This is a genomic window from Planktosalinus lacus (assembly GCF_014640155.1).
Lineage (GTDB): Bacteria > Bacteroidota > Bacteroidia > Flavobacteriales > Flavobacteriaceae > Planktosalinus > Planktosalinus lacus.
Window position 1 is genome coordinate 115,016 of the sequence record NZ_BMGK01000001.1, and the last position, 17,681, is coordinate 132,696.

At 39.4% G+C, this 17,681-nt stretch carries 17 protein-coding genes; 8 read left to right on the forward strand and 9 right to left on the reverse strand.

Annotation, left to right across the window (positions count from 1 at the left end; genetic code table 11):
* Entirely contained in the window at positions 1-1,614 is a 1,614-nt protein-coding gene (locus tag IEV69_RS00550) for an FG-GAP-like repeat-containing protein (RefSeq protein WP_188438409.1), read from the forward strand.
* A gap of 20 nt (positions 1,615-1,634) precedes the next feature.
* On the forward strand, positions 1,635-3,236 hold the full coding sequence (locus IEV69_RS00555; protein WP_188438411.1) for an FG-GAP-like repeat-containing protein: 1,602 nt from the start codon (positions 1,635-1,637) through the stop codon (positions 3,234-3,236).
* A gap of 69 nt (positions 3,237-3,305) precedes the next feature.
* Here IEV69_RS00555 and IEV69_RS00560 read toward each other — a convergent pair whose 3' ends face one another.
* The 6 genes from IEV69_RS00560 to IEV69_RS00585 all read right to left on the reverse strand — a co-directional run bounded on the left by IEV69_RS00560 (position 3,306) and on the right by IEV69_RS00585 (position 9,265).
* On the reverse strand, positions 3,306-5,432 hold the full coding sequence (locus IEV69_RS00560) for a prolyl oligopeptidase family serine peptidase (RefSeq protein WP_188438413.1): 2,127 nt from the start codon (positions 5,430-5,432) through the stop codon (positions 3,306-3,308).
* 49 nt (positions 5,433-5,481) lie between these two features.
* On the reverse strand, positions 5,482-5,856 hold the full coding sequence (locus IEV69_RS00565; RefSeq protein WP_188438415.1) for a DoxX family membrane protein: 375 nt from the start codon (positions 5,854-5,856) through the stop codon (positions 5,482-5,484).
* Positions 5,857-5,940: 84 nt separating this feature from the next.
* Positions 5,941-6,930: an aspartate-semialdehyde dehydrogenase gene (locus IEV69_RS00570; RefSeq protein ID WP_188438421.1), complete on the reverse strand. Its 990-nt coding sequence runs from the start codon at positions 6,928-6,930 to the stop codon at positions 5,941-5,943.
* A 139-nt stretch (positions 6,931-7,069) separates the two neighbouring features.
* Entirely contained in the window at positions 7,070-7,477 is a 408-nt protein-coding gene (gene mscL, locus IEV69_RS00575; protein WP_188438423.1) for a large conductance mechanosensitive channel protein MscL, read from the reverse strand.
* A 34-nt stretch (positions 7,478-7,511) separates the two neighbouring features.
* Positions 7,512-8,627 carry an alanine racemase gene (gene alr / locus IEV69_RS00580; protein WP_188438424.1) on the reverse strand — a complete coding sequence of 372 codons (1,116 nt, stop codon included), beginning with the start codon at positions 8,625-8,627 and terminating at the stop codon, positions 7,512-7,514.
* Entirely contained in the window at positions 8,627-9,265 is a 639-nt protein-coding gene (locus IEV69_RS00585; protein WP_188438425.1) for a thymidine kinase, read from the reverse strand. Before IEV69_RS00585 ends, alr begins: the two co-directional genes overlap by 1 nt.
* A gap of 175 nt (positions 9,266-9,440) precedes the next feature.
* Between IEV69_RS00585 and IEV69_RS00590 the strand changes: the two genes are divergently transcribed.
* From IEV69_RS00590 to IEV69_RS00600, 3 genes are read left to right on the forward strand one after another with little or no spacing between them, the layout of a single operon-like run.
* Entirely contained in the window at positions 9,441-10,193 is a 753-nt protein-coding gene (locus IEV69_RS00590; protein WP_188438426.1) for a DUF8457 domain-containing protein, read from the forward strand.
* A gap of 3 nt (positions 10,194-10,196) precedes the next feature.
* Entirely contained in the window at positions 10,197-10,871 is a 675-nt protein-coding gene (gene rsmI / locus IEV69_RS00595) for a 16S rRNA (cytidine(1402)-2'-O)-methyltransferase (protein ID WP_188438427.1), read from the forward strand.
* Positions 10,872-10,873: 2 nt separating this feature from the next.
* Positions 10,874-11,443 (forward strand): uracil-DNA glycosylase family protein, encoded by a 570-nt coding sequence (locus IEV69_RS00600; RefSeq protein WP_188438428.1) that lies wholly within the window; start codon positions 10,874-10,876, stop codon positions 11,441-11,443.
* Here IEV69_RS00600 and IEV69_RS00605 read toward each other — a convergent pair.
* On the reverse strand, positions 11,440-12,030 hold the full coding sequence (locus tag IEV69_RS00605; protein ID WP_188438429.1) for a carboxymuconolactone decarboxylase family protein: 591 nt from the start codon (positions 12,028-12,030) through the stop codon (positions 11,440-11,442). The genes IEV69_RS00600 and IEV69_RS00605 overlap by 4 nt on opposite strands.
* Before the next feature lie 55 nt (positions 12,031-12,085).
* On the opposite strand from IEV69_RS00605, the gene IEV69_RS00610 reads away from it, so the two are divergent.
* Genes IEV69_RS00610 through IEV69_RS00620 form a run of 3 tightly spaced genes read left to right on the forward strand, consistent with a single transcriptional unit; the run spans position 12,086 to position 16,251 of the window.
* Positions 12,086-12,508 (forward strand): OsmC family protein, encoded by a 423-nt coding sequence (locus IEV69_RS00610; protein WP_188438431.1) that lies wholly within the window; start codon positions 12,086-12,088, stop codon positions 12,506-12,508.
* Positions 12,509-12,560: 52 nt separating this feature from the next.
* Complete coding sequence (gene recJ, locus IEV69_RS00615) at positions 12,561-14,252, forward strand: single-stranded-DNA-specific exonuclease RecJ (protein ID WP_188438433.1); 1,692 nt, start codon at positions 12,561-12,563, stop codon at positions 14,250-14,252.
* Positions 14,253-14,304: 52 nt separating this feature from the next.
* Complete coding sequence (locus tag IEV69_RS00620) at positions 14,305-16,251, forward strand: BspA family leucine-rich repeat surface protein (RefSeq protein ID WP_188438435.1); 1,947 nt, start codon at positions 14,305-14,307, stop codon at positions 16,249-16,251.
* 88 nt (positions 16,252-16,339) lie between these two features.
* Here the strand turns inward: IEV69_RS00620 and IEV69_RS00625 are convergent, their stop codons facing one another.
* Positions 16,340-17,116, reverse strand: coding sequence for a UDP-2,3-diacylglucosamine diphosphatase (locus IEV69_RS00625; protein WP_188438437.1), 777 nt, complete (start codon positions 17,114-17,116; stop codon positions 16,340-16,342).
* A 42-nt stretch (positions 17,117-17,158) separates the two neighbouring features.
* Positions 17,159-17,611 carry a 6-pyruvoyl trahydropterin synthase family protein gene (locus tag IEV69_RS00630; RefSeq protein ID WP_188438439.1) on the reverse strand — a complete coding sequence of 151 codons (453 nt, stop codon included), beginning with the start codon at positions 17,609-17,611 and terminating at the stop codon, positions 17,159-17,161.
* Positions 17,612-17,681: the final 70 nt, after the last annotated feature.

Sequence of the window (17,681 nt, forward strand, 5' to 3'; positions counted from 1 at the left end):
ATGAAATCAAAAATTACACTATTGATAATTGCTTTTCTATCAATAAACACAGTTTTTTCTCAAATCAGTTTTACAACAGAAAACATTGATGTTACAGGACAATATAAAATTTGTGCAGTAGACATGAATGGTGACTATCTGGATGATATTGTTTCAGTGAGTGGCACCAATATTAACATCCACTTTCAAAATGAAAATGGAACTTTCACCCCACAAGATTTTAATACAACTCCTGCTGACAACCTTCCATCATGGAGTTTATCTGCCGGTGACTATACCGGAAACGGTTATAACGATTTAATCTATGGCAGTAGTAGTGGCGTAACCTTTATGAGAGCAAACAACAACGGAACCGCATATACTGAAGTTTCTTTTCCTGAGTTTGTTTTTGTACAACGCACAAATTTTGTTGATATCAACAATGATGGAAACCTTGATGCTTTTGCTTGTCATGATATTGCTCCTAATGTATATTTTATTAATGACGGTAATGGGAATTTAGAATTTAATCAAGGCGGTCTTGGTGATGTGCCTGTTGGAGGCCATTATGGCTCTCTTTGGGTAGATTATAATAATGATGGAAACTTAGACCTTTTCATTGCAAAATGCAGTGGAGGAGGTCAAGGTGCAACTGCAAAATTTAATGAACTACACAGAAACAATGGAGACGGCACTTTCACTGATGTAAGTGTTGAATCTGGTTTAAGAGACGCTGTTCAAACATGGTCATCAGCTTGGGGAGATTTTGATAATGATGGATTTATGGATGTTCTAGTAGGAGCCAGTTCTTTTTCTGATGGCGGTCATAAATTAATGAGAAATAATGGTGACGGAACTTTCACAGATATCACTGCAGGTTCCGGGTTTGATACCTTTGGCGGAACCAGTATAGAACACGCAACTTATGACTTCAACAATGACGGTTATCTTGATATTTTTGGAAATTCAAACACGTTGTTTATAAATAACGGGGACTTCACATTTACAACCACAACAATTCCCTTTTCAGGAGCTGCAATAGCAGACCTCAACAATGATGGTTTTTTAGATGCTTTTCAGGGAAATGAGATACATTATAATAGTGGAAATAACAACAACTGGATTGTAATAAACACCCAAGGTGTTGAAAGCAACAGAAACGGAATTGGTGCCAGAATTGAGATTGTAAGTGCTCTTGGCACACAAATTAGAGATGTTAGAAGTGGAGAAGGATTTCGATTTATGAGTACCCTTAACACTCATTTTGGAATCGGTCAAGACACCGAAATTGAGCAATTAATTGTAAGATGGCCTTCTGGAACTATCGATGTGATTGAAAACCCAGAGATTAATACCACTCACCTCATAGTTGAAGGACAAACACTTAGTGTAGAAGAAAACCGTTTGTTTGATTTAACACTTTCACCAAATCCCGTGAAGGATATTTTAGCGCTTTCTACTAGAGAAAATTTAATTGGAGCGCAGGCTCAAATTTATGACATGTCTGGAAGGTTGGTCTTTTCTGAAACATTAAATAGCAGCACAATTGATGTCTCTAAAGTTTCATCTGGAGTTTATGTGTTGAATTTAGATGTTAATGACCAAAAAGCAGCCATAAGATTTGTAAAGTATTAAACCTAAAATGAATTGCAATTATGAAACAAACTATCTGTTTACTAACCACTTTATTTATTTTTTGTATAGGAATTTCTCAGGTTAGTTTCCAATCAACAGGCATAAACACAACAGGACAATATAGCATTTGTGCAGTCGACATGAACGGTGATTTTCTAGATGATATTGTCTCAGTAAACACCACAAATATTCAAATCCATTTTCAAAATAACGATGGTTCTTTCACTGAGCAGAACTTTCCGGTAGCAGATGTTGAAAATGCGCCATCATGGAGTCTAGCAGCCGGAGATTTAACCGGCAATGGTTATAATGACTTGCTCTACGGAGGTGGTTCCGGAGTAACTTTTATGATTGCAAACAACGACGGAACAGCCTATACTCAAACATCATTTCCCGAGTTTATATTTTCTCAGCGCTCCAATTTTGTGGATATAAACAATGACGGAAATCTGGATGCCTTTGTTTGTCATGATGTCGCTCCAAATGTTTATTTCATTAATGATGGCGATGGAAATCTTTCTTTCAATCAAGGTGGGATCGGTGATTTTCCAACGGGAGGTCATTATGGCTCGTTGTGGTTTGATTATAACAATGATGGCCTGCAGGATATGTTTATGGCAAAATGTGGCGGTAGCGTTGAACGACGAACCAACCAACTTTTAAAAAATAATGGTGACGGAACTTTTACAGACGTTGCAATTGAAGCAGGATTGAACGACCCCATTCAAACTTGGTCTGCAGCTGTTGGAGATTATGACAATGACGGCTATATGGATTTACTGGTAGGAGCAAGTTCCTTCACAGATGGTGGCCATAAACTTATGCGAAATAATGGTGATGGTACTTTTTCTAATATAACTGAGGGATCTGGATTTGAAACATTTGAAGGCACTAGTGTTGAGCATGCAACTTATGATTTTAATAACGATGGATTTCTTGATATTTTCGGAAATTCTAATAAATTGTTCATTAACAACGGTGATTTAACTTTTACACAAATTTCCATCCCATTTTCCGGAGCTTCAATAGCAGATTTGAATAACGACGGGTTTCTAGATGCTTTTAGAGCAACCACTATATATTATAATGAAGGAAACGACAATAACTGGATAGTTATTAATACAGAAGGAGTAGAAAGCAATATAAACGGAATAGGCGCCAGGGTAGAAATCACGAGTGCTTTGGGCACTCAAATAAGGGATGTTAGAAGTGGTGAAGGGTTTCGGTATATGAGCACATTAAATACTCATTTTGGCATAGGAACAGACACAGAGATTGAGGAACTGGTAATAAAATGGCCCTCTGGAGTTGTAGATGTTATTCAAAACCCTGAAATAAATACAGTACATCATATTGTTGAAGGACAACACCTTGCTGTAACTGAATCCAATTTATATAGCTTTACCATTTCACCGGTCCCTGCAAATGAATCGTTAAACATTCATTTAAAAAATACATTTGATGAGGTTGATTACTCAATTTATGATATCTCAGGAAGAGTTATAAGTACAGGAAAACTTGAATCAACCATTCTTTCGGTCGAACATTTATCCTCAGGTACTTACTTTTTGGAGGTTCAAATTGAGGGAGCAACTGCCACAAAGAGATTTGTAAAACAATAATTTTTTTAAATTTACACTCAATAAAAAAAGCCCTCAAATGAGGGCTTTTATGTTTTAGGCGGTAAAAGGTTATTCGGGAAGTTTATCATAACCCATATTGTATAAAATGAATCCAAAAATATCAGTGTGCAAATCTACTATTTTTGAAACGGGCATCCCAGCTCCGTGACCTGCACCCACATCAATTCTAATTAATTTGGGAGCTTCTCCGGTTTCCTTAGACTGTAGTTCTGCAGCATATTTAAATGAATGAGCAGGGACCACTCTGTCATCGTGATCTGCAGTTGTAACCATTATAGCAGGATAATTTTGACCTTCTTGAATGTTATGCAAAGGAGAATAGCTTTTCAAATACTGAAACATTTCTTCGTTGTCATTGGCTGTACCATAGTCATAAGCCCAGCCTGCACCTGCTGTAAAAGTGTGATATCTCAGCATGTCCATTACACCCACTTGAGGTATTCCAACTTTAAAAAGTTCGGGGCGTTGGTTTACAACAGCTCCTACTAAAAGGCCTCCATTTGAGGCACCTCTAATAGCAAGATAATCACTTGAAGTAAATCTTTTATCAATTAGATATTCTGCAGCAGCTATAAAGTCATCAAATACATTTTGTTTCTTTAGTTTTATTCCGGCGTCGTGCCACGCTCTCCCATATTCTCCACCTCCACGAATGTTTGGAACAGCATATACTCCACCCATTTCCAACCAAACAGCAGAAATAGTTGAAAAACCGGGAGGCAAGCTTACGTTAAAACCGCCATATCCATATAAAATGGTTGGGTTTTTTCCGTTGAGGTCCAGACCTTTTTTGTGGGTGATAATCATGGGCACTTTTGTGCCGTCTTTAGAGGCATAGAAAACTTGATTGGACTCATATTCATCTGGATCAAAATCCATTTCAGGTTGCCAGTAAATCTCTGAAGTTCCTGTTTCTACATCATAACTATAAATACTTGAAGGGGTTTTATAATTTGAGAAAGAATAATACATGTTTTCTGCTTCACTTTTTCCACCAAAACCACCTGCAGTACCAATTCCGGGAAGCTCAATTTCTCTTATTAAATTTCCGTCAAAGTCAAATTGTTTTACTTTAGAAACAGCATCAACCATATAACGCGCAAAAATATATCCACTACCGGTTGATGGACTTAGCACATGTTCAGTTTCAGGAATTAAATCTTCCCAGTTTTCAGAAAGTGGATTTGATGCATCAACAGTAACTATTTTTTGATTAGCCGCATCCAAATTAGTTTGAATATACAATTTGCTTCCTTTATTGTCTAGTACCGAGGTTGTATTTTCAAACCCTATTATTATGGGAAGAATTTTAGTGTCACCTTTTTCTAAATCCATCAAATAAAGTTCGTTTCCACTTGTAGAGACAGATCTTGAAATGTAAAGAAATCGGCCGTCTTCAGAAATAGTCCCTCCAATATATCTTCCTTTTTGGTTTTCTGTTCCACCAAAAATCACTTCATCTTCCTTTTGATTTGTGTTAAGCTTGTGGAAATAGAGCTTGTGTTCATTAGTCATTGCTGAAAGCTGACTCCCTTCAGGCTTCTCGTAGGTAGAATAGTAAAAACCTTCATCGCCCTTCCAGGCAATTCCCGTGAACTTAAGATCAACAAGGGTGTCGCCTACTTGTTCTTTGGTTTCTGTATCAATCACAATCACTTTTCTCCAGTCGCTTCCTCCTTCAGAAATGCTATAAGCAGCCAGCTTTCCACTTTTTGAAAAGCTCAAATCATCTAATGAAGTTGTTCCATCTTCTGAGAAGGTATTGGGGTCTAAAAAAACTTCTTCTACCTCGTCCATCATTCTGTAAACGACATAATGGTCTTGCAGGCCATCATTTTTATAAAAATAAGTAATTCCTCCTTCAATAAAGGGAGCACTTATTTTTTCATAGTTCCAAAACTCTGTGAGTCTGTTGTTTATTTCGTTTCTAAAAGGAATTTGATTTAAAAAATCAAAAGTCACTTGGTTTTGTTCTTCAACCCATTTTGCGGTTTCATCAGACATATCGTCTTCAAGCCAACGGTAAGGATCTTGTATTTCTGTGCCAAAATAAGTGTCAATAGTGTCAACTTTTTTGGTTTCCGGATAATTTAACTGCATAGATTTTTCTGTGCTTTCTTCTTTACAGCCCAAAATGAGTGAAAGAGAAAAAACTACAATTAGTGATTTTTTCATAAGGGAATTTTTTAATAAGCACAAACTTACTAAAAAAGATGTGTTAATATTAGTTAAAAAGCGGCTTATATTTAGGCCATAGTTTGTAAAGGAGGATAAAATTTATAACGGCCACCAAAGCAGCAATCCCAATGTGTGGAATATCTAAAAACAAGTGATAAAGAAGGACGTTTAACGAAATAGGAACCAACGCAATTACCGCAAAAGCCACCCACTTATTGAACAACAATAATAGACCAATAAAAATTTCTACCACCCCTAAAACAGGAAGCACATAGCCTGTTGCTTTTAATGAACCCATAAATTCTGAAGCATCCTCTGGGATTTCAGGAGCAGGAATGAACTGAAAGAACTTATTGAGCCCAATTAGTATTAAAATAATAGCTAGTAGAAAACGAATGATTTTAGTGAAGGTTGAATTCATAATAGGTTGGTTTTAAGGTCTCTTTAGAATAGGAATATCTAAAGATATAAAAACCACCGAAAAAATCAAATTTGCACTACTTTTTTAAAGCAATTGTTTTTCAACCAGATACTCAGCAATTTGAACAGTATTAGTTGCGGCTCCTTTTCTCAAGTTATCGCTAACAATCCACATATTTAATGTGCGAGGCTGTGATGCATCTCTACGAATGCGACCCACAAATACATCATCCTTTCCTTTAGCATAAACAGGCATTGGGTAGGTATTTGTGTCTGGGTTGTCCTGAAGTGTAATTCCGGGTGTATTGTGCAGGAGAGTCCTTATTTCACTAAGTTCAAAATCATGTTCAAATTCAATATTTACAGATTCGCTATGGCCGCCCACTACAGGAATTCTAATTGCGGTAGCGGTCACTGCAATACTTCGGTCATCAAGTATTTTTTGTGTTTCCCTTACTAGTTTCATTTCTTCTTTGGTGTATCCGTTTTCCTCAAAGACATCACATTGTGGAATAGCGTTTTGATGAATTGGATAGGGGTAGGCCATTTCGCCTTTTTCACCCTTCATTTCGTTTTCAAGTTGCCGTACAGCTTTCACGCCTGTTCCTGTGATAGATTGATATGTAGAAACTACCACACGTTTAATACTATATTTTTTATGTAACGGATGGAGCGCAAGTACCATTTGAATGGTTGAGCAATTTGGATTTGCGATGATCTTATCATTCTTTGTGAGTAGGGTGGCATTTATTTCGGGAACAATCAGTTTTTTTGAAGGATCCATGCGCCAGGCAGAAGAATTGTCAACAACTGTAGTGCCGACTGCTGCAAATTTCGGAGCCCATTCCAGCGAGGTAGTTCCTCCGGCGGAAAATAAAGCTATTTCGGGCTTTGCCTTTACAGCATCTTGTAGACTAATAACCGTGTGCTCTTTTCCTTTAAATGAAATTTTTTTCCCAACCGAACGTTCGGAAGCGACTAACATCAATTCTGAAATTGAAAAATTTCTTTCTTCCAACACCTGAAGCATTACTTCTCCAACCATTCCGGTGGCACCTACAACTGCTATCCTCATAAGTCAACTAAGCTCTTTAAATTAAAATTGAATAAAGGAACAAAGTTAAAAAGAAGACCATTTAAAACGGTTAAAATTTAAATAAAAAACCATCCGCTTTTGACGAATGGCTTAAAGTTAGAATATATAGTGAGCGGTATTATTTCTTTAATAAATCCCTGATTTCTGCTAAAAGTTCTTCTTGAGTAGGTCCTTTGGGAGCAGCGGGTTCTTCTTTTTTCTTTTTCTTGGTTTTGTTGTAAGCTTTGACAATGATAAACAAAACAAAACCAACAATTACTAAATTGATAATCGAGTTAATCCAAGCACCATACCTAATGGCGTTTTCAGGGGTTGTAACAGTTCCATCTGCAGCAATTACTGCTTCAGAGAGGATGATTCTTAAATCTTCAAAGGCCATACCACCTGCAAAATGACCCACTATGGGCATCATAATGTTTATTACAAATCCATTGACAACGAGCCCAACGGCTCCGGCCAAAATAACCGCAACGGCCAGATCAATAACGTTGCCGGTCATGATAAAACTTCTAAATTCTTTTAGCATTTTTTTTGGTTTAATAGTTAGTGAAATAAAAATACTAAAATTTATCTTCTATAACAATTCTTTTTACCCTTTGAGAGATAGCGGTAATAATTTCATAGGATATAGAATTTATAGTTTCAGCAAATTCATCAGCAGTATTTTTTTGACCAAAAACAACCACTTCATCTCCTTCTTCACAATCAATACCTGAAATATCCACCATCAGCATATCCATACAGATGTTTCCAATCATTGGGGCACGTTTTCCATGGATGGTCACAAAACCCTTTCCCTTTCCATAACTTCGGTTGATTCCATCTGCGTGACCCAATGGTAAAGTTGCTGTTTTAGTATCATTAGTGGCAACAAAGCCAAAATTATAACCCACACTTTCACCCTTTTTTATGTGATGAATTTGTGACACGATGCTTTTTAATGTCGCCACCGGCTTAAGGTGTTGGTTTTCTATGGCATCGTTTCCAAAACCATACAAACCAATACCACTACGCACCATGTCAAACTGAGCGTTTGGGTAATTTAAAATACCCGAGGTGTTTAAAGAGTGCCTTAAAGGCTGATAACACAAAAGTTTGATTAGTCGCTCTGAGCTTTCCTGAAAAAGAGCAAGTTGTTTTTCTGTAAACGCTTTATTGCCCATATCTTCACTGGCCGCCAAATGTGAAAAAATGGACTTTACTTTTACCGCAGTTGTACTGCCCATCAAGTCTGCAATGGCCTGAACTTCGTTTGGAGCAAAACCAATTCTGTTCATACCGGTATTGATTTTAATGTGAATGGGGTAGTCTTTTAATTGATTTGCTTCCGCGAAAGCGATAAAACGCTGTAACATCAATGGAGAATAAATACTGGGTTCCAAACAACGGGCAACAATTTTATCAAAATTGACAGTTTGAGGGTGCAATACCAGTATGGGTGCTTGAATACCTTCATCTCTCAGCAAGATCCCTTCAGAAGCGTAGGCAACCGCAAGATAGTCTGCACTTAGTTGCTCCAGTTTTTTAGCAATCACACGACTGTCACTTCCATATGCAAATGCTTTTACCACTCCCATAAACTTCACCCCGGGCTTTAATTTTGATTTTAAGTATTTAAAATTTTGAGTCAGGGCATTCAAGTCTATCTCAAGAGTGGTTTCAGTGGCTTTGGGCATTATGAAGACTTTTTTGAAGGAATGATTTCCGGGTCGTTTACTTTAAGCTTTTTCACTTTTTCATTTAGCATGGCTTTGTAATAAGCGGCTCTGCTGAGGGGCTCATATTCTTCTGTTTCACCCAGCATGACCAGGTTGTCGTTGCTGGATTTTCTAAAACTGTATTGTGCCAGATTTCCGGTGCGGGTGCATACGGCGTGTACTTTTGTAACATATTCGGCAGTGGCCATGAGTGCAGGCATCGGGCCAAAAGGATTTCCTTTAAAATCCATATCAAGACCTGCAACAATCACCCGAATTCCGCTATTTGCGAGGTCGTTGCATACTTTTATGATTTCATCATCAAAAAACTGTGCTTCATCAATCCCAACCACATCACAATTGTCTGCAAGAATCGGAATATTGGCAGCTGCAGGAACGGGGGTTGATCTAATTTCATTACTGTCGTGAGAAACCACCATATCTTCATCATAGCGGGTGTCTAGGGCAGGTTTAAAAATCTCCACACGTTGTTTTGCAAACTGCGCGCGTTTTAGCCGGCGAATAAGTTCTTCGGTCTTGCCCGAAAACATCGAACCGCAGATGACTTCTATCCAACCAAATTGCTCTTTATGATTTACTGTATTTTCGAGAAACATTTTGTATTTTTCAATGCGAAAACTAATGCAATTTTCGTTATACTTCTATATCGGTAAATTTATAAAAACAAAAGTCGTTACCGAAATAAAAAGAAAAGATATAATCGGCTTTTTGTATTTTTTAATTTAAATGGTATTTTTTAAATATCGTCAGAACCAACGTAAATAAAATCCAATGGAAAAAAAGCTTCATGAGCAATTAAAAGATTTGGCCAATGAAATTTTAGCGATGAATGAAACTTCTCTTGTTGATTTGCATCAGAAAACCCGTGCGCTTTATGAATTGCTCACCATACAATTACATTTAGAAAAGAACCCACCTAAGAATAAAGAGGAAGAAACTATTGAAGCAACCGATTCAAAAACTTATGATAAATTCATAGAAGACCAGGACCCACAACCGGTAGAACAATCAACCTATGAAGAGAACCTTGCTGAGCCTCTTATTGAAAAAATTAAGGACATTGTTGCTCAAATGCCTTCAGAAACACAAAAAATTGATGAGCTATTGGAGGAACTCTTACCCTCAAAATCAAAACCCTTGAGTGAGCTTGAAGATTTTGCTTCAAATTATCAACAAACCCCTGTTTTTGAACGAAAAGATTCTCAAAAAACACCACCAAAACCGGTGGAACCCACAGCTCCGGAACCCAAAGAAACCCCAGAACAGAACAAACCCAAGTCACTCAATGACAAACTCAACAAGAACATTCAAATTGGTCTAAACGATCGCCTTGCTTTTACAAAACATTTGTTTGAAGGCAACAGTGATGAGTATCACAGAGTCATTTCACAGATCACTACAATGAATAACTATCAAGAAGCTACACGCTTTATCGATACAATGGTTAAGCCCGATTATAACTGGGAAGGAAAAGAACAACACCTGGACCGGTTTTTATTATTGATTGAGAAAAAATTTAATTAACAAATGTCAAAATTATACCTGGTGCCCACACCCATCGGAAACCTTGAGGATATGACCTTTAGGGCCATTAGAGTTCTCAAAGAAGTTGACCTTATTTTAGCCGAAGACACTCGCACCAGCGGAAAACTCCTGAAGCATTTTGAAATCAGCACACAAATGCATTCGCACCATATGCACAACGAACATAAAACTGTTGACAACATCGTGAGCCAGATCAAAGCCGGTAAAACGATTGCTTTGATCAGCGACGCCGGCACTCCGGCCATCAGCGACCCGGGGTTTTTGCTCACCCGTGCCTGTATAGTAGCAGGTATAGAGGTAGACTGTCTTCCCGGCGCCACAGCTTTTGTTCCTGCATTGGTCAACAGTGGCCTGCCCAATGACAAGTTTGTTTTTGAAGGTTTTCTGCCAGTTAAAAAAGGACGACAAACCCGTTTGCTGGCACTGGCCGAAGAAACCCGCACCATGGTTTTCTATGAATCGCCTCATAAGCTCCTGAAAACCCTTGCACATTTTGCAGAATACTTTGGAGAAGACCGAAGAGTATCAGTGTCCCGTGAAATTTCAAAGTTACACGAAGAGACCGTTCGCGGAAGCATCAAAGAAGTCCTGGAGCATTATACCGCGAAACCCCCAAAAGGCGAGATTGTAGTCATCCTTGCCGGAAAGGACACTTAACAATGAAAAAATTACTTCACGAAATAAGAAACTGTACCCTTTGTGCTGAACATTTGCCGTTGGGTCCACATCCCGTGTTGACTGCCCATCCCGATGCTAAAATCCTTGTGGTGGGACAGGCACCCGGCACAAAAGTGCACAATACAGGCATCCCGTGGAACGACCAAAGCGGTGACAGGCTTCGGCACTGGCTGCAAGTGAGCCGTGACACGTTCTATGACCCCACAAAATTTGCCATCGTACCGATGGGTTTTTGCTATCCCGGAAAAGGAAAGTCCGGTGATCTGCCTCCAAGACCCGAATGCGCGCCCACTTGGCACCAAAAAGTACTGAGCGAATTGCCGAATATTGAATTGACTTTGCTTATTGGCCAGTATGCGCAGCGGTATTACCTAAAAGAAAAACGGTATAAAACCCTCGCCAAAACCGTTAAAAATTATCAAGACTTCCTGCCGGAATACATCCCCACACCACACCCTTCACCTAGAAACACCCTTTGGTTGCGGAAGAACCCATGGTTTGAACTTGAAGTGGTTCCGCTGTTAAGCGAAAGGGTTCAATGCTTGATTTAAGCGTGCTTTCCGGTTTCCCAACCGTGTTTGCCCAAATACTTTTCGCCACTTTCAACAGCGCCTTCCTCGATACTCGTACCCATTGAATCATTCCAGCGGTTGAGGTAGCCAAAAAGTGAGATGACACCCAGCATCTCCACAATTTCGCCCTCGTTCCAATGCTTATACAGTCGTTGTTTGATTCCTTCATCAACCCCATTGGGCACTTGTGATGCCGCCAGCGAGAAGTCCAGTGCTGCTCGTTCTGCCTCTGAAAAAGTAGGGTGGGTGCGATACTCCCAGATATTGTCAAGCTGCTCCTGTTCGGCTCCATAGCGCTCTGCAGCCCTGATGGCGTGTGCCTGGCAATACCGGCACCCTGTCGCATTGCTGCTTACCCAGGCAATCATACGTTTTAATGCTGAGGTTACCCTACCTTCATTGGCCATCACGGCTTTATTAAGGTTGATAAACGCTTTGGAAATTGCCGGACGGTGTTGCATCGTTAATACCGAATTAGGACAAAAGCCCAAGGTCTCATTAAAAAAAGCGGCAAGCTCTTGCGTTTCTTTGTCGTGGTTTGGCGAAAGTGGTGAGACTAATGGCATAATTGAAAAGTTAAATTTGTATTTTTGGAATATACAAGAAACAAAATTTTTGAACATGAACCACACTGTCACCACAACTTGGAAACAAAACCTACAATTTGAATCAGACAATCCCTCAGGGCACAAAGTATTGATAGACACATCTGTTGAAAACGGCGGACAAAACAGTGGTCTATCGCCAAAAGCCATGATGCTTTCCTCACTAGCGGGATGCTCAGGCTTGGATGTAATTTCTGTTTTAAACAAGATGAAAGTACAAGTCGACGATTTTAAAATCATCACCACTGGCGAACTCACTGAAGAACATCCCAAACACTACCACAGCGTTCATGTAGTGTATCAGTTTTTTGGAAAAGAGTTACCCCAGGATAAATTAAAAAAAGCTGTAGATTTATCTGTAGAAAAATACTGTGGTGTGATGGAAATGTTCAGGAAATTTGCTGAAGTAACCATTGAAATAGAGTATATAGAATCGTAATATTATCCAGATTCCTTTTGGAATTTAGAATTTTTATAATTGGAATTTGCACATGCATTGGACTCTCAAACCCAAACCCGAACCACAAAAAATAACTGCACTGGCAAAAGATTTGCAGGTCGATGAAATCCTTGCAACGCTTTTATTGCAACGCGGGGTGGAAAGTTTTGAGGACGCCAAGAAGTTTTTCCGCCCGTCGTTAAAAGACCTGCACGACCCTTTTTTAATGAAGGATATGGACAAAGCGGTGGTACGCATTGAGCAGGCAATTGCTAACGAGGAGAACATCCTGGTGTTTGGTGATTATGATGTTGACGGGACCTCTTCGGTTGCTTTGATGTCTTCTTATTTGCTTTCCTATTATGCCAATGTGGCGACTTACATCCCTGACCGCTATGAGGAGGGCTATGGCGTGTCTTATAAAGGCATCGATTATGCCGCAGACAACAATTTTAGCTTGATTATTGCTTTGGATTGCGGCATCAAAGCGGTTGACAAAGTTGCTTACGCGAAAGAAAAAAACATTGATTTTATCATCTGTGACCACCACCGCCCGGGAGAAACGATACCCGATGCCGTGGCAGTTCTAGACCCCAAAAGGGAAGACTGCTCTTATCCTTATGACGAACTGTGTGCTTGTGGTGTGGGTTTTAAACTCGTGCAAGCCCTTGCCGGAAGGCATGGGCAAACCATTGACGACTTGCTTTTATACCTCGATCTGGTCGCCACCGCCATAGGTGCAGACATCGTCCCAATGACCGGGGAGAACAGGGTACTGACCTATTTTGGATTGAAAGTCATCAACAGCAATCCACGGCCGGGCTTTCAGGCGATAATTGAGCAACTCAAAAAAGACAAATTGGAAGTGAGTGATGTGGTCTTTATCATAGCCCCGCGCATCAACGCCGCCGGAAGGATGAAACACGGCCAACATGCAGTCAACCTGATGACAGAAACCGACCCGGAGCAAGCCAAAAAATATGCAGAGGAAATAGAAACTTACAATTTGGACCGTCGTGATACCGACAAACAAATTACTGAAGAAGCCCTGGAACTCATCAAAACTAATGGTGAGGAAGAACGCTTTACCACCGTGGTCTATCAGGAGAGCTGGCACAAAGGCGTGATAGGCATCGTCGCCTCCCGTCTAACTGAAACCTATTACCGTCCCACACTGGTCTTTACCAAGAGTGGCGACAAGCTCGCCGCCAGTGCCCGCTCGGTTAAGCACTTTGATGTGTATAACGCCATTGAGGCCTGTGAAGATTGCATTGAACAGTTTGGCGGGCACAAATACGCCGCCGGCCTCACCTTATTGCCAGAGCAGTTTGAAGCCTTTAAAACCAAATTTGAAGAAGTGGTCAAAGCAACCATCGATAAAAAACTACTCACCCCCGAAATTGCCGTTGACCTTGAAATCAACCTGAACGATATCACCCCCAAGTTTTTCAGGGTGTTAAAGCAATTTGCCCCCTTTGGCCCCGGCAACATGACCCCGGTATTTATGACCCAAAACCTTCAGGACACCGGCTGGAGCAAACAGGTGGGGGAAGACAAAAGCCATCTCAGGATGGTAGTCAAGCAAGGCAACTCGGCTTCTTTTACCGGCATAGGTTTTGGAATGGGCGAACAGTATGAATTGATTAAAGACAAAAAACCCTTTAAAGCCGTCTATTCGCTGGATGAGAATACTTGGAATGGGAATACGAGTATTCAGTTGAGGTTAAGGGATTTGAAGGGGTGATTTTGTTTTATATTATTTTCCTTAACTTTATTATCTCTGCATTATATCACTTATGAAAACAATTTACAACGTCTTAATAACCATTGCATTTTTTGTAATTAACCCTTTAGTGAACGCACAAAACTTTTACTTAGCCCCCAACGGCGTGACCTGTATGTGTCCCGATGCAGCCATTGGTGAAATCGGCGTGGTAAATGGTGTTACCTACACTAAAAGAACTAGAGAACAAATTACACCTCAAAATGCCGTAACCACCTGTACCAGTGGGATTACAGACATGAGTGGGTTGTTTTCCGGTGCAAGTTCATTTAATGGCGATATTAGCAGTTGGGATACAAGTAGTGTTACAGACATGAGCTCTATGTTATACGGTGCAAGTTCATTTAATCAACCTTTAAATAACTGGGATGTCTCTAATGTGACAGATCTGAGAGCTATGTTTAGAAATGCAGACTCATTTAACCAACCTTTAAACGACTGGGATGTTTCCAATGTGACTGATATGAAAGCTATGTTTAGGAATGTACCCTCATTTAATCAACCTCTAAATGATTGGGATGTTTCTAATGTTACAAATATGGCTTGGATGTTTATAAGTGCACTTTCCTTTAACCAGCCTTTAAATAATTGGAACGTTTCTAATGTTACAAATATGGCTTCTATGTTTTCTGGGGCTAATTCTTTTAATCAACCTCTTAATAGCTGGGATGTCTCTAATGTGACATATCTAGGAGCTATGTTTTGGGAAGCAACCTCTTTTAATCAACCTCTTAATAGCTGGGATGTCTCTAATGTGACAAATATGCAAGCTATGTTTTGGGAAGCAACTTCATTTAACCAACTTTTAAATAGCTGGAACGTTTCTAATGTTACATATATGGATTATATGTTTTTTCGTGCTAATTCTTTTAATCAACCTCTTGATAACTGGGATGTTTCCAATGTGACTGATATGGAATCTATGTTTAGGGATGCACAATCATTTAATCAACCTTTAAATAACTGGGATGTTTCTAATGTAAATGATATGTCATCGATGTTTAGAGGTGCGTCCACTTTTAATCAGCCACTTAGCAGTTGGGATGTCTCTAATGTTACAAATATGGCTTCTATGTTTTTTGAAACAACTTCTTTTAATCAATCTATAAATGATTGGGACGTCTCAAATGTTTTGTATATGCAAGAAATGTTTGCCGGCGCAACAATATTTAATCAACCTCTTGATAACTGGGATGTCTCTAATTTGATTGACGTGAATGGGTATGAGTCATATGGGATAAGAAGAATGTTTCGAAATGCAACTTCATTTAATCAACCCTTAAACAATTGGGATGTCTCTAATGTGACAACTATGTCTGGTGTTTTTGATGGTGCCACATCTTTTAACCAGCCTCTTAATAATTGGGATGTTTCAAATGTTACATATATGGGTTTGATGTTTAAAGATGCAGTCTCATTTAACGAGTCTCTTGATAACTGGAATGTCTCTAATGTAGGTGTTATGATTGAGATGTTTAGTGGTGCCACCTCATTTAATCAACCGTTAAATAATTGGGATGTTTCTAATGTGCTAGACATGAGTTCAATGTTTAGTCAAGCAACTTCATTTAACCATGACATCTCCAGCTGGTGTGTGGTGCAAATACCTGAAGAGCCATCTGGTTTTGCCGAGAATTGTCCCTTAGAAGAATCGTTTAAACCCCAATGGGGTGTGTCGACAGATGATTGTTTTTTATCTACAGCAACGATAAACAACCCCCAAATCGATATTAAACTCTATCCAAACCCAACCTATGAGGAGTTTACATTAAACAACCAAAGCGAGCAAATTATAGAGACAATAACCATTTTAAACATGCAAGGTCAGGTAGTAAAGCAGGTTGATGGTAATCAAATGAATACACAACAGGTGAATATACAAGATTTAGCCTCGGGGAACTACTTTGTCCAAATAAATACCAACAAGACCCGTCTGTTGAAACGCATTATTAAAAATTAGTTTTTGTACACCCTGTTATTGCACGAATATTTTCGGAGGATAAGAACGAAGTGTTTTCCCGCAGATTCCGCAGATTTTCGCAGAAAACTTATTTCTTTTTGGAGACAGATTGATTAAACTCCTTTAACTCAAACCGCTCCCCATCAAACACCCCATAGGTAAAATGGGTAATCCAGTCGCCTAAGTTAAAATAGGTACTGTTTGTGCCAACTTTGATTTCCATGGGGAAGTGTCGGTGCCCAAAAATAAAGTAGTCATAGTGTTTTGTTTCCAGTTTGCGCTTGGCATAATGTGCCAGCCATTCGTTTTCTTCGCCTAAAAAGTTGACATCCTCATCACCTGAAATCAGTTTGTTTTTTACCGAAAGGTGTTTGGCTAAACGCACTCCCAGGTCCGGGTGCAGCCATCTGAACAGCCATTTGCAAAAGGGGTTGGTAAACACTTTTTTCATACGTTTGTACCCTTTATCACCGGGCCCCAGGCCGTCACCGTGGCCAATTAAAAACAGCTTGTTTCCAAGGGTAAATTCCTGTGGTTTGTGAAATACCGGTATGTTGAGTTCTTTTTTAAAATAATCATCCATCCACAAATCGTGATTGCCAACAAAATAATAAATGGGAATGCCTGCGTCACTGAGTTCGGCCAATTTACCTAACACCCTTACAAAGCCTTTGGGTACCACTTGTTTGTATTCAAACCAAAAATCAAACAAATCACCCAACAAAAAAATAGCTGCGGCATCATCTTTTACAGTATCCAGCCATTTTACAAACACTTTTTCACGCGGAAGACTTTCATCGGCAGTGGGAGCGCCCAGATGATTGTCGCTGGAGAAATAGATTTTTTTGCCTTGAGGAATGTTCATTCAGTTGTTTTGATAGTGTAAATATAAGTAAATGAATGAAGTTTATTCATTGTCTGAAGCATACCATTCTGCAAAACTGCTTTCGGTTTCCTGGAGTTTCAAGGAGTGGAGTTGGATGTTTTTTGGAAGGCGGGCCTTTATTTTTTTTGAAAAGTCGATGACCATATTCTCGCTGGTGGGTTGATAATCCACTAAAATCACGTGGTGGTCCCTTTCAGAAAGTTCTTTGGCGAGCTCCACGTGTGGGGTGTTTTTATTAAAAACCGTAGCGTGATCAAACACATCAACGATTTCCTCTTTTACTATTTTTTTCAAATCACTGAAGTCAATCACCATTCCATATTTCACATGGTTTGAATCGGTGATGGGGCTGCCAATAACCGTTACCGAAAGTTTATAACTATGTCCATGCACGTTGCGGCATTTGCCATCATAGCCATACAGCGCATGACCGGTTTCAAAATTAAATTGTTTGGTGATTCTTATCGTACTCATACTTCAAGTTTCTGTTGCAAAGATAAGGTAAAATGATTCTTTTTAAGAAGTTGTCAAACCATTGATTTTC

Bases quoted from the DNA above. Each gene is read 5' to 3' on its own strand.
- IEV69_RS00550 (WP_188438409.1), top strand. From the start codon at position 1: ATGAAATCAAAAATTACACTATTGATAATTGCTTTTCTATCAATAAAC.
- IEV69_RS00555 (WP_188438411.1), top strand. From the start codon at position 1,635: ATGAAACAAACTATCTGTTTACTAACCACTTTATTTATTTTTTGTATA.
- IEV69_RS00560 (WP_188438413.1), bottom strand. From the start codon at position 5,432: ATGAAAAAATCACTAATTGTAGTTTTTTCTCTTTCACTCATTTTGGGC.
- IEV69_RS00565 (WP_188438415.1), bottom strand. From the start codon at position 5,856: ATGAATTCAACCTTCACTAAAATCATTCGTTTTCTACTAGCTATTATT.
- IEV69_RS00570 (WP_188438421.1), bottom strand. From the start codon at position 6,930: ATGAGGATAGCAGTTGTAGGTGCCACCGGAATGGTTGGAGAAGTAATG.
- mscL (WP_188438423.1), bottom strand. From the start codon at position 7,477: ATGCTAAAAGAATTTAGAAGTTTTATCATGACCGGCAACGTTATTGAT.
- alr (WP_188438424.1), bottom strand. From the start codon at position 8,627: ATGCCCAAAGCCACTGAAACCACTCTTGAGATAGACTTGAATGCCCTG.
- IEV69_RS00585 (WP_188438425.1), bottom strand. From the start codon at position 9,265: ATGTTTCTCGAAAATACAGTAAATCATAAAGAGCAATTTGGTTGGATA.
- IEV69_RS00590 (WP_188438426.1), top strand. From the start codon at position 9,441: ATGGAAAAAAAGCTTCATGAGCAATTAAAAGATTTGGCCAATGAAATT.
- rsmI (WP_188438427.1), top strand. From the start codon at position 10,197: ATGTCAAAATTATACCTGGTGCCCACACCCATCGGAAACCTTGAGGAT.
- IEV69_RS00600 (WP_188438428.1), top strand. From the start codon at position 10,874: ATGAAAAAATTACTTCACGAAATAAGAAACTGTACCCTTTGTGCTGAA.
- IEV69_RS00605 (WP_188438429.1), bottom strand. From the start codon at position 12,030: ATGCCATTAGTCTCACCACTTTCGCCAAACCACGACAAAGAAACGCAA.
- IEV69_RS00610 (WP_188438431.1), top strand. From the start codon at position 12,086: ATGAACCACACTGTCACCACAACTTGGAAACAAAACCTACAATTTGAA.
- recJ (WP_188438433.1), top strand. From the start codon at position 12,561: ATGCATTGGACTCTCAAACCCAAACCCGAACCACAAAAAATAACTGCA.
- IEV69_RS00620 (WP_188438435.1), top strand. From the start codon at position 14,305: ATGAAAACAATTTACAACGTCTTAATAACCATTGCATTTTTTGTAATT.
- IEV69_RS00625 (WP_188438437.1), bottom strand. From the start codon at position 17,116: ATGAACATTCCTCAAGGCAAAAAAATCTATTTCTCCAGCGACAATCAT.
- IEV69_RS00630 (WP_188438439.1), bottom strand. From the start codon at position 17,611: ATGAGTACGATAAGAATCACCAAACAATTTAATTTTGAAACCGGTCAT.